13 protein-coding genes and 1 tRNA gene are annotated in these 14,551 nt (G+C 41.3%); 5 read left to right on the top strand and 9 right to left on the bottom strand.

The features are described 5' to 3' along the window. Positions 1-273: 273 nt before the first annotated feature. Positions 274-414: a hypothetical protein gene (locus ACMCM8_RS12065; RefSeq protein ID WP_412722864.1), complete on the top strand. Its 141-nt coding sequence runs from the start codon at positions 274-276 to the stop codon at positions 412-414. A gap of 62 nt (positions 415-476) precedes the next feature. Here ACMCM8_RS12065 and smrA read toward each other — a convergent pair whose 3' ends face one another. Further along, complete coding sequence (gene smrA / locus ACMCM8_RS12060) at positions 477-1,067, bottom strand: DNA endonuclease SmrA (RefSeq protein ID WP_412722863.1); 591 nt, start codon at positions 1,065-1,067, stop codon at positions 477-479. A gap of 208 nt (positions 1,068-1,275) precedes the next feature. On the opposite strand from smrA, the gene ACMCM8_RS12055 reads away from it, so the two are divergent. Continuing rightward, positions 1,276-1,743, top strand: a complete 468-nt coding sequence (locus ACMCM8_RS12055) for a DUF4402 domain-containing protein (RefSeq protein WP_412722862.1) — start codon at positions 1,276-1,278, stop codon at positions 1,741-1,743. An 84-nt stretch (positions 1,744-1,827) separates the two neighbouring features. On the opposite strand, the gene ACMCM8_RS12050 is transcribed toward ACMCM8_RS12055, so the two are convergent. From ACMCM8_RS12050 to ACMCM8_RS12030, 5 genes are all read right to left on the bottom strand, one after another. Further along, positions 1,828-5,016: a hypothetical protein gene (locus tag ACMCM8_RS12050; protein ID WP_412722861.1), complete on the bottom strand. Its 3,189-nt coding sequence runs from the start codon at positions 5,014-5,016 to the stop codon at positions 1,828-1,830. A 13-nt stretch (positions 5,017-5,029) separates the two neighbouring features. Next, on the bottom strand, positions 5,030-5,791 hold the full coding sequence (locus ACMCM8_RS12045) for a hypothetical protein (protein WP_412722860.1): 762 nt from the start codon (positions 5,789-5,791) through the stop codon (positions 5,030-5,032). 60 nt (positions 5,792-5,851) lie between these two features. Then, a complete protein-coding gene (locus ACMCM8_RS12040) occupies positions 5,852-6,361 on the bottom strand; it encodes a hypothetical protein (RefSeq protein WP_412722859.1) in 510 nt (169 codons plus the stop codon). Positions 6,362-6,915: 554 nt separating this feature from the next. Next, positions 6,916-7,323: a diacylglycerol kinase gene (locus ACMCM8_RS12035; protein ID WP_412722858.1), complete on the bottom strand. Its 408-nt coding sequence runs from the start codon at positions 7,321-7,323 to the stop codon at positions 6,916-6,918. Further along, positions 7,311-8,918 (bottom strand): phosphoethanolamine transferase, encoded by a 1,608-nt coding sequence (locus tag ACMCM8_RS12030; protein ID WP_412722857.1) that lies wholly within the window; start codon positions 8,916-8,918, stop codon positions 7,311-7,313. The genes ACMCM8_RS12035 and ACMCM8_RS12030 overlap by 13 nt, the downstream gene beginning before the upstream one ends. A 372-nt stretch (positions 8,919-9,290) precedes the next feature. On the opposite strand from ACMCM8_RS12030, the gene ACMCM8_RS12025 reads away from it, so the two are divergent. Both ACMCM8_RS12025 and ACMCM8_RS12020 read left to right on the top strand, forming a co-directional pair. Further along, positions 9,291-9,980: a response regulator transcription factor gene (locus ACMCM8_RS12025; protein ID WP_412722856.1), complete on the top strand. Its 690-nt coding sequence runs from the start codon at positions 9,291-9,293 to the stop codon at positions 9,978-9,980. Next, positions 9,964-11,406 carry a sensor histidine kinase gene (locus ACMCM8_RS12020; protein WP_412722855.1) on the top strand — a complete coding sequence of 481 codons (1,443 nt, stop codon included), beginning with the start codon at positions 9,964-9,966 and terminating at the stop codon, positions 11,404-11,406. Before ACMCM8_RS12025 ends, ACMCM8_RS12020 begins: the two co-directional genes overlap by 17 nt. On the opposite strand, the gene ACMCM8_RS12015 is transcribed toward ACMCM8_RS12020, so the two are convergent. The 3 genes from ACMCM8_RS12015 to ACMCM8_RS12005 all read right to left on the bottom strand — a co-directional run bounded on the left by ACMCM8_RS12015 (position 11,373) and on the right by ACMCM8_RS12005 (position 13,711). Further along, positions 11,373-11,448, bottom strand: a tRNA-Arg gene (locus tag ACMCM8_RS12015). The two genes, ACMCM8_RS12020 and ACMCM8_RS12015, sit on opposite strands and share 34 nt — an antisense overlap. A 300-nt stretch (positions 11,449-11,748) precedes the next feature. Beyond that, positions 11,749-12,978, bottom strand: a complete 1,230-nt coding sequence (locus ACMCM8_RS12010; RefSeq protein WP_412722854.1) for a hypothetical protein — start codon at positions 12,976-12,978, stop codon at positions 11,749-11,751. A 217-nt stretch (positions 12,979-13,195) separates the two neighbouring features. Then, entirely contained in the window at positions 13,196-13,711 is a 516-nt protein-coding gene (locus ACMCM8_RS12005) for a hypothetical protein (protein ID WP_412722853.1), read from the bottom strand. A 180-nt stretch (positions 13,712-13,891) separates the two neighbouring features. Here ACMCM8_RS12005 and ACMCM8_RS12000 point away from each other — a divergent pair, with 180 nt between their 5' ends. Beyond that, complete coding sequence (locus tag ACMCM8_RS12000; protein ID WP_412722852.1) at positions 13,892-14,545, top strand: metallophosphoesterase; 654 nt, start codon at positions 13,892-13,894, stop codon at positions 14,543-14,545. Positions 14,546-14,551: the final 6 nt, after the last annotated feature.

The raw sequence follows: 14,551 nt of genomic DNA, 5'->3' as shown, positions 1-14,551 counted from the left end.
GATCAAATCGGCTTTGCTGTGGATTTTTTCTAAGAAGAACCACAAGTAAAAGCCGTTTGATTCGCCCAAAGCATTTCATTTGCGCAGAATTGTCAAAATTTTGCGCCAAACCTTTGGTAAACCGTCAAAAATTTGATTTTTACTCTTGTCATCAGATTGTCACTGATCTATTGTAGTGCAAGCATGGAATGCGGATAGGTTACAGGAGTAGAGTTAGGGTGGTACCAGTGAGTAGTGAAGACCTATGCTGGTTTGAATAATAAGAGACGACCAATGAATCGTTCTTCAAAAGGGTTTGGCTTAACCGGTGTTGCTATCGTCGTAGTGCTTATGTTTGTAACTGCTGTATTTAGCTCTTCAGCGAAATCGGCCGAAGCTCCATCAATGCTAAGTGTGCAGTCTTCAGTTAAGTAGTCTGAAAGAATAATTCTAACGCCCGTATTTAGTCCTCTAATACGGGCGTTACTCATTCCCCACTATCGTTTTCTATTATTTTCTCTGTTGATTAATTTCTGATTTGGATGCTTTTTCAATAAAACATACGTTGCACCCAACCCGCCGTGTAGAGGTTGCGCAGTATGAAAAGCGATAACTTCATCCAGCTCACGTAACCAGTGGTTGACGTAGCTTTTCTTGAGCGCTGGAAATGGTTGGCTGTTTACCCCTGTACCGTGTTGGATCAACAGCGCCCGCACACCATTCGCGTGAGATCGTCTAATTGATTGATAAATTCGATCACTACTGTCTTTAAGTGTCAGTCCCTTCAACGATATTTTGTTTTCTAATGGATATTTACCCAAGCGTAGTTTTTTGAACACGCCATCTTGGATACCGGGCTGTTGAAAAGTAATAAAATCGTCAGGTGCAACCGGTTTTACTCCTTCTAAGCTCAATGGGTTGAGTAATTGTTCTCTTACACTTCGCTGTGCGGAGGCGATTTTCCTCTTTCTCTCAAGGGCACTTTGGGGGTCGTGAAGTTGAGCAGTGTCGTCGCTTGCTAAACGTTTTACACCTTTCATTTCATCAAAGAACGAACCGATATCTTCATCGCTATTATCGTATGGCATGCTACTCTCCTCATACAGGGTGTTCTTTGTAAAATTCTTTTTGTATAAATGGGGGCTTATTTACGGATAATAAATGATGTAAGCCTAAATTATATCAACTATTCTCGCCAATTCTCGGCAAAACAGTACATCTGCGCTACACTTTGATGGTGTCATATAATATATAACTATCTATATGAAGTTTAGGTTCATTCTGTTTGTTTTATCCGTGGTTTCAAGTCAAGCCTACAGTGCGTCCAATTCTTTTCAGGCCGTTGTCGTTGCGCACAATGAAGCAAGTATTACCGAGTCAAATTCATTGCATTTCGGTACAATTGCAGTTACCCCAGGTGCAGCATGTAATTTAGATGGCACGGGGACAGTGTCAGGGCAATGTGCTACTGCAGATGCTAATATTGCCGTTGGTGTTATAAGTATTTCTGGGTTAATGATCAATCAACCCTACCAAATTGAAGTTGTGGGAAGCGACGATGGGGTTTTGCGTTTTAACCCCGCCATGACTGTTGATAGCGTATCTCTTATCGATGATGATAGTGATCAGAAGGTGTCCACATTAATTATGCAAAGCACAGAATCTACTGATATATTGGTCTACGGTAATTTAGAAGTACTGAGTTTGCTCCAGGCAAGCCAGTCCTATCAGGCCAGTTATACAATTAACGTTAACTTTCAGTAGCATCTTCCTAGGGCCTATTTCGCAATTAGAACACTTCCATCTAGACCGAAGTTTGTACAGCGAAGATCAACAACCCCTAGCAGTTCAATAATTAAGTGATGATTTGTTGACCACAAATGGTGATCGTCGATAGCGGCTGTCTACGTAGTTGTCGGTACAGCGATTGTCATCACCTAATGGGGCTAATAGGCGGTAAAAATTAGGTTTTTTAATATCGTCAGCCACCAATAAAAGTTCAGGGTGTGCCGTTAAAATTTCGGGATTGACGGAAGATAAATCATAATAGGCAGAGAGTTGGCACAGTTGTTTACTAGTAGACTGCTCAAGTGCACTGTGCGATAGCGCAATTCTTTCTTTTAAATCAACAGCAACCGACTGCATTCGCCACTGCGAGCCTATGTAGCGTGTAATTGGACTAACAAAGGCATGTTTAAATGCTCGGTGAGTATTAATTTGTGCAAGCACTGCGTTCGCCTCTCCTAAAGTGGCGAAGCGACCCACGGTGACGTAGGTCATCGCAGAGTCATGATTCCTATAGTATTGAATAGACAGCGAATCTAGTGGTAAGTGCCTGATTACCTCTGCAATGGAGCGGGCATGGCGGAATATGCCAATTTGAATTTCGAACTTCACTTCTTTTAAGGGCATAGTGTGCTGCTCAGAGGTGGTGCTATGGTTAGGCAATATGAGTTGGATATCATCGAGGTAAACTACATCGCCAGATTCTGGTGCGCTAAATGTAATTTGCGATCCGTTGAGGACTAGCTGGTTTCGTGCGAGATATGTTTCATCTAGGCTCAGCGCGTATTCGCCGGGCGGTAATTGACTGATATAGAAGTAGCCGTCGTTTTCTGTACGTGTTTGCGCCACTGTCTCATTGTGTTCATTGACTATGTTTATTAAAAGATTAGCGGCGCCGCGGCTATTATTATGACCTACCAAGTAGACAGTGCCCTCAACGTCATTTACGGCGCTTACAGGAAGTGCAACGCGGTTGACTCCCCCACTATGCGAAACAATGTCGACTTGTCTGTCGCTTGCCCGCATAAAAGGGTCGGGTAAAGTTGAGGGGGTTATAGAAAGGGATTGCACCGGATGGTTAGTAATTAATCTTGCCACTCCTGTGTGATTGGTGAATTCATGCCGCCAGATAGAATTACCTTCAAAACCTACACCTTCAATGACCTGTTCGTGTTCATCGAAGTGTTTATTTCTATTGATATCAAAGAAAGCAAAAGCATCAATACGACCAGCCGTTGCACTGGCTGCACGGTCAAAATCTATACTGCGAGAGTAAGGGTTGTAATGAAGGTTACCAGATAAGGTGAGGTTAACCGACCAATCTCCGCCTTCTGCCCAAGTGGCTCCAAAGCCTAAATTAAAGGTATCAAAAGCCCAGTTGTGTTGATGCTGAAGCTCTATGTTTTTAGCACTATTGGCACGGTATTGCAGACGGGTTTCACGGTGTTGACCTAGCAAGTAGGGCCAACGCAATGCAAAGTAGAATGTATCAGTGGTAAGGGCGTGTGAAGGTTCAAATGTCCAGGCACTGGCCAACTGCCACCCATTAAAGGATTTTGAATAATAGAGTCGTCCCAATACCGACGCATCAATGGCGTTAGCAGACGCTGTTATTCCACCAGAAAAGGTGCCCCCTAATAAGTTGTCGTTGATGGAAACGGCAGCCGTGCTTTGATCCTCTTTGTTGATGAATGCCTTGTGCGACAAATTGACATTCCACCCAAACTGCCCCCAGAGTGATGATTGGCCATTTACTCTGGCAATTGTTTCATGTTGCAACCCCAAAGCATCACTAAACCTTTCACTGGAAAAATCATCGAAGTACCGATGAGACAAGTTAAATGCTAAATTGTCATCTAGCCTACCGCTTAAGCCCACAAACGCTGCAAACCCTCGCTCAGATTGCTTGGCAATTGATACATTGATGGCAGAACCTAACAACTGGGTATCTAATGAGGTGGTAAAGTATTTTGACGTAATCTCATCGAGTTCAAGTCTTTGAATACTAGCTGAAAGCGTTGTGGAGTCGGTGAGCCCATAACCGAGTTTTGCAATAGATGATTGCCCGGGGCCAGAGTGAGAGACTCTGCCATCTAACAGTCTATAGTGAGCATCGCTGTAACCAAAGAAGAAATCAAACTGCCCTTGTTGAATTTGGTCGTTTCCCACACTGACAGTTTGGGTTCGAGTTTCTTGCTGTCCCTCGGGGCCGTAGAGCTTTATCTCAAACAAGTTGATGCCGTAGAAGGTGTCTACCTCTTCAAAAAGGACTTTATTTTGCTCGTCACTGAATTTCTCTTCGATAAATTGACCATTGCGAAACAGTTGGACACGCCAGCCCGGTAGCACAAATTCTTCAATGGTGGTCTGTGAGAAATTACGTCTATTTTGGGTGTCACCATTTTGTACAATGACGCCCAGAGATTGCCCGGGTGAAGTTATAAGGTTGTCACCAAGTAATTGAATGTCGCCCACTTCATAGTGTATCGCTTGTGCGAATGTTCCTAGTTTTAGCGCTTCTATATCTCTGGAAAACCTTAAAAAATGAAGGCTGTTATCATTCACGCGACTTACCCGTAAATTGGTGGCGTGTTGAGCAAAATCAAAAGAGGAATTGATATTTAGACTGGTGCGCTCGGCCTGTGAATGTGTGTCACTGGCAGTCAAGCGGTAGCTTACCAATGGGGAGGTGTACCACTGGTATTGATCTTCAATAACGCGGTCTGCAATAGTGTTTTCACGAGAGTAATATTGAGGAATGGTGAGTTTTTGGGGCGTAAACAGGTGATTGTCGAGAGCTGTGCTCGAAAAATTTAGGTGCAGTAGGGAATGGTCAAAACTGTACTCAATCGGTAACAGACTGGGAATAAGCGCCACATCGATATAGAGATCAAAGTCATCTCTTGCCCACATTAATCCCTTTTCAGTCGTGTTATCAGATAAATTTAACTGAAAAGTGCAAAACGTATCGCTGGTTTGTGCATCCCAAGAGATTGTCGCTTCTGGAATATTTATAGACCAAGGAAGCGACATGGCATCAATAAGTAATGAAGCGGGTATCAGTAAGCTGCCGTCTACTTCATAAAGATCGAAGCCATCCCAAACAGGGCGTCCATTTGAGCGAAGCACGCTGATTAGGACATCGTCTTCATTTAGCTCGACTTTTTTAAATGTAGCTGGAATTTCGCATTGTTCTGCTCTCGCCACCATCGACAGTACAAAACAGCAAAAAGCCAACGCCCATAAATTCATATGTAAAAAGGCATTACTGGATAATATGTTCTATCGACAGTTCAATATTTCCGCCGAATTTCTCATCTTCAATATAGTTAATGGTGACCGGTCCTTTGACTACTTTTTGAAGGGGGATAAGGACTTTGCGACGTTCAAGAGGGCGATATGCTGCTACATTATTCAACACACCGAGCTCTTCACCATCAAGAGTCTGAACGATAAAATTGCCATACAGTGAACGGTTGCCATGGCGAGTTTGCCAAACCTGGATAGCTGGCATTCCATTGTGTATTACCGTTGTAGGTGACTCTAATGTGGACTCAGCAACTAACTCACCGTGACGAACGATAATGGGAACATTGTAAGCAAGTTTACTGGCAAGGTTGACGTTTCCGCCTGTGGTAGGCGCGAGTTCGGTGGTGAGCCTGATAACTGCGCGGTACTCCCCGTCGGCTAATCCCGCAGGCTTTCTAAGTGCAAACCGAATGGCCTGACGTTCACCAGGTTGAATAACACCTCGCTTGGGTGAAAAGCGCAAAAACGCCGATGCGTCAAAAGGATCTTCACTTATGGCATAAACTGCGCCGTCTTCGGTCATCGCATTCAATGCAATCTCAGCCGTGTATTTTACGTCTACCGCACCGGTGTTTCTCAACTGTAGTGAGTTAGAACGATCATGAGCATCAAAAAAAATTCTAAATTTAGATAGCGCGACATTAGCACTGGCCGGCGAACAAATGATAAAAAGAAAGATTGAGCAAACAAAAATAAAACGCGCGATACTACTTGGCATAGGGGGCTCTGTGACTTGTTCAAAGATAATGGGTGCGATATCGCACCCATTGTGTTCACATTACTGGAAAGACACGTCCACTGTGTAGTCGGCGGTATATGAGTCGCCTGGGTTTAATGCAGTGGTTACTTCCATTAGCCCGTAAACGTCAATAGTTAAGTCGTCGCCCGATGCATTGGTAGTGACGGCAGTAACAGTACCATCAGCTATACCGTCGTGTGTAGCGGCAGCGTTGTTTACGTCAAATTGAGCGTCAAAATCAACGTTTGTACCAGGTGCACCTGTTACCGTAACGTTAAGTGGTACGTTAGCAATAAGTCCTGATACAGTGATAAGACCAATGGCAATATTAGCGTTAGCCGCGTCACATGCACCTGACACGGCGCCGGTGTTGTCCATTGTACACTGCGAACCAAAAGTAGGTTGCATGGCACCAAAGTGAAGTGCTGCAGTTTGCGCAATGGCGGCGTCAGAGATGGCATTTACCGTCGCCTGAAATGTGGTGTTGGCTGCAAAAGAAGAAGCAGACAACGTCGAAAGTAGCGCTATAGAGAGTAAACGTTTTTTCATTATTTTATTCCAAGTTTCCCTAAATCTGTTGCTCAAAAAAGAACAACAACATCAACATTTTTATTTTTTATTGAACTGTGTGTCGCATTACAACAAACACTTAATGGAAAACTTATCGCAAAGCATGCCACACAGGAAGGTACGCTATTGAAACTTCAAGCATACTTCAACGTTATTCAATCACATCCTCTAATCATAGATAAAGTATGAAAGTGAATACTATATTGGTGATAACCCAGTCTCGTAACTGTTATCAATATTGTCATTATTTTAACTATATGATTATATTTGTAATTATTTTGTTTTTAGTTATGGTTTGAGGGGGGGGAACCTGTTCTTATACTTTCGTATAATTTTTTCCCTATGTCTAAAATGGGCTGTTTTTTAATGCTTTAGGGGGCTGTTTTTTCGCTGAAATACAGCATTTAGTTACGCAAAAGTAAATAACTATAAGTTGAAATAGAAGAAAGCAATTGAAAGGTATGTAATCTTATTACTAATTAACGCTATTAAGAGACGCCTAAAAGATCAATAGAACGCTGAAAAAAGGTCACTTAACGTGACCCGATGAAAACCGCTAACCACAATATGCTTGAGATAAATGTGGCCAGTAATACTCCCGCTGAGCCTAAATCTTTCGCTAAGCCTGAAAGTGGATGGATTTCTGTACCAATGCGGTCAATTGTCGCTTCGATAGCCGTGTTAATAATTTCAGCAAATAAGATAAAAAGTACCGAAGAAAAAAGTAATGCTTTTTCCAAAGTGGGAATAGACCACACACACAGTACTGCAATGGCTATCACAGTAACAACTAATTCTTGCCTGAACGCCGTTTCATTTTTAATTAGCCAGGTCAACGCTCGATAGGAATTCTTAAAGGCTAATAAGAGACGACGTAATCCTGTGGGTTTACTAGATGGTTCAAAATGTACAGCAGTCTCAACTTGGTTTACGGAGCGCATGGTAAAAATACATCCTTAGTTGATTGGTAGGTACTGCTAGATACTTTCGTTAAACCTAGCAGCGTGTCATAGACATTGTCTTGAGATAAAGGGTCATGGGTTAATTGGGTTACACACGTGTGATAATTAGGTTCTCTTAATTTTGTGTCCCAATAGATCATCGGCACATGAGTTTGTTCATTCGGCGCTATCTGATAGGGGAAACCGTGTAAATAAAGTCCTTTTTCCCCCAGAGATTCACCATGATCGGAAATATAAAGCATAGCTGAATTGGGTACGTCGCTGAGAAAGTCGATGATTTGTCCCAATACATAGTCGGTATACAAAATGGTATTGTCGTAGGTATTGGTAAGCGCTTTTTCGTCACAGTTCTGAATATCACTTCTGGGGCAGTCGGGCAGAAAACGTGCAAACGCTTTTGGGTATCGTCGATAGTAAGTAGGACCGTGGGAGCCTATCATGTGTAACACAATCACCGAGTGTCGTTTTGAGTCTTTGGATACTGTTGTCTTGAGTAAATCGAGCAGTACTTCATCATAGCAATAGTCACCATCACAAAGGGTAGGATCTCGAGAAGGGTCGTATTCAATCGTGTCAATACGTTTACACACCCCCTTGCAGCTACTGTTATTATCAATCCATGTCACTTCTACGCCAGAACGGCGGATTATATCAAGCACGTTGTCCTGACTGTCCGCAATTCGTGGGTTGTAATCACGTCTGTCGAGGCGTGAAAACATACAGGGAACTGATACTGCTGTTGCAGTGCCACAAGAAAAGACGTTGTTAAAACTGACTGCCCCAGAGGATTGTATATAAGGCGTTGTAGGTCGGTTATACCCATTAATGGCAAATTTGTCTGCTCGAGCTGTTTCGCCCACTACGACCACGGTCGTTCGAGGGGTATCGAGATGACTGGAAATAATAGTAGGTGCTGTATCGAGTACCTTAAAAGGCAGGGGAGGATAAAAATAGGTATCTCGTAAATATTTATAGCCTGCGTCGTAGAATGCGTAGGGGATGATATATTTGGTCAGGCCTTTGTTATTTCTACCTACCGAAGCATAGTCTTTGTAAAGTGTAGTCCCAATCAAGGCAAGCGCGAGTACAGCCAAGATGTTCAGCGTGAGTAAACTCTTGATTCGGGAGGTGAACTTTCCGTTTATTTCTTGATTGAACACGGCAACAACGGGAACTAAGCCCAATAGTATGAAAAATACTAACAGTGACGAATTCAGATATGAAAATGCCTCTCCAGAGTTTGTCTCCATGATGTTTTGGATCATGCTTTTATCGAATATCACTCCGTAGGCGTAGGACGCATATAGCAATGAAGCACTAATCAATAAGGTAAGTGCAACGGTTAATCGAGGAAAAAAGAATGCGCCAAATAGACTGAGAAAAATGATATTTATCAGGGTGAGAACAACAGGCACAGACAAAAGGAACACCCATTCACCTAATGACGTGGGAGAAACAATTTGATAAACCGATGACATGAAAGGGAAATTAAAAACTGCTGTAATGACTAATGAGGCAAGTACGATAAACTGCGCAGGTGTCGGTTTTAAATTTAATGCGGGATGAAAAGTCACGGTAAGGTCTCTTGTGTACTGCTTTTGGCACAAGATAGCAATCCAACCTTAAATCACCCTTAAGAATAACTTTGGGGAGGTACCTTTCATTTATTTTGCGTAATGAAAAAGAAAGTAAATCAGCCTACCTCCAAAAATGTCCGAGGAATCAGGGGGCTTAACGCCCTTTTCAACTAGCGAAGAGGGGCGCTTTTTACAACTACATGCTATTTATAAAAAGACAATGTTGGGCCAGTATTTTAACTTGGATTGCGGAAGTCGTTCATTTTTAAAAGCAAAATATGAGTTTTAACTTGTGATAATTGCCCTATCCTAAGCTAACCTTAAGAAAAAATGTGTATTTTGCTTTGCGTCAGTCATTGGGTTGAGTTTATGAGAGTACTTTTCATCGAGGATTCCGCTTCATTGCGAAATAGTTTGAGTATAGGTTTAGAAAAACTTGGCTATTCGGTGGATGTGGCAGAAACAGGGACAGATGGCCTGAGTATGGCCTTGTTAGGAAGCTACGACATTATCATACTGGATATGATGTTACCTGAGCTTGACGGACTAGCGCTATTACGCGCATTGAGAAAGCGGAATTTGGAGACCAGAGTCCTTATTTTATCAGCGCGTTCAGAATCAGAAGACAAAGTTGAAGGTATATTGGCGGGAGCCGATGATTATTTGACTAAGCCGTTTTCCTTTGACGAGTTGTGTGCAAGGTTAGTGTGTCTTATGAGAAGAGGCGTCGCCAATTACGCCAGTGACGAAATTACAATTAGCGATTTTAGATTAAATTTACAAACCAAAACTTTTAACTACCTTTCTCACAACATCGCGTTGACCCCTAATGAATATAAAATTGTAGAGTGTATGTTTTTGAATCGAGACAAGGTGGTGACATCTGAAAAGCTAAGTGAGTTTATCGCGGGTAGTTTTGATCATATTTCAAAAAATGCGATTGAGGCTCACCTTTCATCAGCACGGAAAAAAGTAAGGGAGTTCGGAGCAACATTACCCATTAAAAGTAAACGGGGTTTTGGCTACATGGTTACAGGGCCTGATGAAATCAATTCGTAAAACACTTACCAAAAGACTGTCCATAATAATTTCTCTATTAGTGATTACGGTATTACTCGCGGCAGACATTGGCGTTGATTCTTGGGTAGAAAGTGAATTTAATCAAGGCATGAAAGCTAAAGTGGGCATGCTGCAAAGTTTAGTCAACGAAGAAGTTGAAGGGATTGAATTTGAATTTGCGGGAGAATACTTACCTGAGTTTGAAGGCACGTCGTCACCAGAATATTATCAACTGTGGGTAGATAACGACGTCTTTGAAAAATCTGATACCTTAGATTTTTATACTGTGAAGGCGTTGCCCTATAAAGACATTGCCTTAAACGAATCTGTATTGATGGATGTAACATTACCCGATGGTCGTTCTGGGCGCGTTTTGTATTCTAAGTTTCTCCCCCAAATAGATTCTGACGATAGGGAAGAATATTTCCAGATAAAGGGAGAAGATAAGCGGACTCCCATGATTATCGCTTATGCTACGTCGCTAGAGCAGTTAAATTATACGTTGTGGTTTATCGATGCTGCTTTTGTCTTCGCACTAATCGTTGTTCCTCTGGCAGTGCGCTTTGCGGTACGCAATACGGTCTCGTATGCTTTGGCACCACTTGATGAACTTAATGCCAAAATCAAAGGGCTGCGTTTTACTGATCATCATCAGCGTGAGGAATTTAACACTGATGTCGAAGAACTGACACCTATCGCCCAGAGCCTCAATCACTTTATCAAAGACAATTACTCTCTCTATTTAAGAGAAAAAAGACTGACGTCTGATATCGCACACGAACTTAAAACGCCTGTTGCGGAACTGATTAATATGACAGAGGTGGCATTGAAGTTCCCTGGTGATGAGAGACTTGAGAAAGGTTTTAAACCAAATGTGCTTCAAATTGGCACAAGAATGAAAAATATCATTTCGGGTTTGATGTTGTTCCAGAAATACAGCTTCAAAAAACTCGATCTAGAGGATGAAGTCGATTTATGGCTGTTGTCTAACCAAATCATAAACAACAAAAATGCGGCGAATATCAGCTTATTAAATAATGCCAATGGCAAAGTAACGATACTCAGTAATCAAGTTGCGGTTGAATCGATAATTAGCAATCTAATAGACAATGCCATCAAGCACGGTCAGCAGGACGCAGAAATTAGCGTATGTATTGGAGTTGAGTCTGCTTCACAGATTTATTTCGAAATTACCAATACACTGAATGGTGAAGTAGATGACAGTGATATTGAGCACATGTTTGAACCGTTGTGGCAGAAAGATGCGTCTCGTAGTTCCGAAGAGCATTTTGGACTAGGCTTGGCTATTGTCAGCGCAATGTGTGATGCGATAAATGCCGTAATCACCGTTAATAAACGGGAAAAACAGCAGATTTCATTTAAAGTGATATTTGGCGTCCCCACCGCGACTCGAACGCAGATCTAAAGCTTAGGAGGCTCTTGTTTTATCCTGTTAAACTATGGGGACAACCTATCAAAGGTTATTATACGGTGTAAAAAAATTTACGAAACCCTTTGGTTTAGCTGATTTTTCTATTCGATATTGTGGAAAGTAGCTCAACTTTAACGCGTTAGGACTCTTATGCGAGCTCACGTCTGTTTAAGTTAGTGCTTTCTATCAAACAACTATTGGCAGAAGCTTGTCTACTACACTTACTGTGTAACACTACTAATTCATTTCTTTACAACAAAGTGTACGCTTTTTTGAATCGATAAAGGTGCGACCTATAGTTAGGTCGCAGCATAACTAGGTAATAAGTTCAGCGAGTTAATTGCTGGCGTAATCTGACATAATAGATTGATAGTTCAATCTGTAATCTTCAACTGTAAGAGATGTGCCATCTGCTTTTAGCATGTTGAGTGAGTCAAATACCTCAACGTATTTTTGCTGCTCAGGTATATTCCATTGCAAACGCCAGTTTGATGTACCTTTTAACTGCTTCATCATATTGATTAACTTATCGTGACCGTTAGCTTCAACTAAGTATTGATAGGCTAGTCCATAGTGCTTGTAAGCATCAGAAGGGTCACCGTATTCGTCCCAGAAAGTAACTACTGATGTTGGCTCATATTCACTGTGTTTTGATTTATGAGCGACCTCCATCCCACTTAAATAAACCGCTTGTCCTTCTGAGAACCATCGTGGTGTGGGTAGCCAATCAACAAAACCAGCTAACGCATGTTGAATGGTGTGAATTAACTCGTGTCTAATGAGTTGCTCTACCTGATTTGGAGTATAGACTGAGGCCGCACCAATATTTACACCTAAACTATGGCCTTCCCCCCAACCCCAAGGGGAGTCTTTTTCATGCAGACAAACATACAATTTATCTTCTACTAGAATTTGGTTTTCTGCTGTAAATCTCGGCCCGTTTGGTTCTGATAATAGCGTTTCTACGACATCGGCAGATGTTGCTTTATAAATAGCTTCATAGCTCCATTTTGTGCGCTCTTCAGATGTCATATAGCCACTTGAACCATATTGTTCAGGGATCATAAATGTTCCGTAATTCTCTCCCTTATCCAAAGCGTAAAGCTGGAATTGTAAGGAGTCTAGTGCTGCTAAACGGACATTTCCGCGCAAAGAAAAGTATTCATCTTTAGTAATACCCATCGCGTTTAATGCCGTAGAAAAGTTGTTTTCTATCCAATTGGCAGCATGTTGAAAATCACTTTCTGGTAAGTTGGGGTTACCATATATTAGCGTGTTCTCAGTTTCATAGTAGTGATCAGCATAGCTACTTTGGCAATCGTATGAGTTGATCCCCATATATTCATCTCGCAGATAGCCTAGTGATTCAGCTGAAAAGAATACGCCGGTTTCGTGAGCGTTTTTAAAGCTGCCAGAAATATTAGCAGTAGGGCCACCATTACTTGAGCCACCACCTGAGATACGATCTGAAATATCCACAGATACTTCTCCTTGATCGTCTCCTGAACATGCAGTTAATGTTAAAGCCGCAAGACTAATCGTGATAATTTGCTTTAGTGATTTCATTTTCAACTCCTCTTTAAAATCACGACGAGTATATGGGAGCTTATAGTTGTCTTGGTCGCCAGAAATTGGCACTAGTTCAGATAATTATTATGCTTTTCAATAGTTAAATACTTAGTTCTAGGCTAGTTTGTATGTTTGAACGTAAGAGATTGAAAATCTATAGATAACCCTCAGAGCAAGTCTGCTCTGAGAAAAAGCTATGTTGTTGATACCCAGTTCATAAAGAAAGCTGCTCGATTCGCTTTATAAGTGCAGCTTGGTGCTTAGCGCATTCGACTGTGTCAATATTATTATTAAGTCGGCCGTGGAGAATGTCTGCCAGTATCAAATTAGCTGCTCGCTCTGAACAATGAGATAGCAAATCAGATAGAGTAGTGTCGGCGCTTAAACTAAAAACACAAACAAGTTGAGAGTGTGATGTTTGAGCTAACAGTGATTGCTTTTCAACGGGGTCTAAGGCCATAAACTTAGCCGTAAACTCGTTGTTATTCTCTGATTGCCTTCCTTTTAAAAGCCCACAGCGCCAAATAAAGATAAGGGATTTAGCTCGGATACTTCTGTAGGGGTTTATACACAATTTAAATAACCGCTCTTCGATCGAGTTTCTAATTATTGAAAGTCGACTATTTGAAATGTTAGAAGTATCTATTTCAAATTCTTCAACATAATGGGTATCACCAAACTGTTCTACAGTTTTGGTATTAATACCTTTAGTGTCACTTTGTTTTCTCACTTATTCCCCTTTGGTTATTCTGTAGCACTAGTCGTTAAAGCAATTTAACTAAGCATTGGTATGAATAAGCTAGCCAGAATTAATTAAAAGATTCTGGCGATCATAAATAAACAAAAGTTTATTAGTATTGAACACCGCTATCCGAAGTTTATTAAGTCAATAATATCTACATAGGTGAGTATGAGAAAGCTTAAATACAATAAAGTTTTTAAAAAAAATAAGTTAGGTAGTGATTATGTTGTTGGTGATATACATGGTCAATACAAACAACTTATGCACCAATTAAAAGAAATCAATTTTAACTTTAAAACAGACAGGCTCTTTGCTACAGGGGACTTGATTGACCGAGGTCCAGACTCTGAAAAATGCTTAATGTTGCTAAAAGAACCTTGGTTTTTTTCCGTAATTGGAAACCATGAGTACCACTTAGCCGAGAGAGGCGCTGACTTGCTAATTACGGAAGGTATGGGGAATGCTTGGCTTAAAAATCATCAAAGAAAAGTCACGAATTTTTGTGATATAATTTTGGAAAATCAACCACTAACCATAACAATAGAATCTGATGGTGCTAGTGTTGGAATAGCACACGCATTTCCACCTAAAACTTGGCCTGAAGAAAAATCAAGCGCACCACATACTAATGAAGTTTTAGATATTCTATGGTCTAGACCTCTAGGGACTAAAGTAGTTACGAGAGAACCCAGTGGGGTCGATTATGTGATATGTGGGCATAGTCGAGTTAAAAGTATTAAGGTACTGAAGAGGCATATATTTATAGATACATTTGACGCCAAGAATAAATTAACTTTTGTTAACTGTAATCAGTTGAAGTAATAAAAG

The organism is Alteromonas sp. D210916BOD_24 (assembly GCF_047159385.1).
In the GTDB taxonomy this organism is placed as follows: Bacteria; Pseudomonadota; Gammaproteobacteria; order Enterobacterales; family Alteromonadaceae; genus Alteromonas.
Note: the sequence above shows the minus strand (reverse complement) of the source record. Positions and strands in the feature narration are given on the sequence as shown.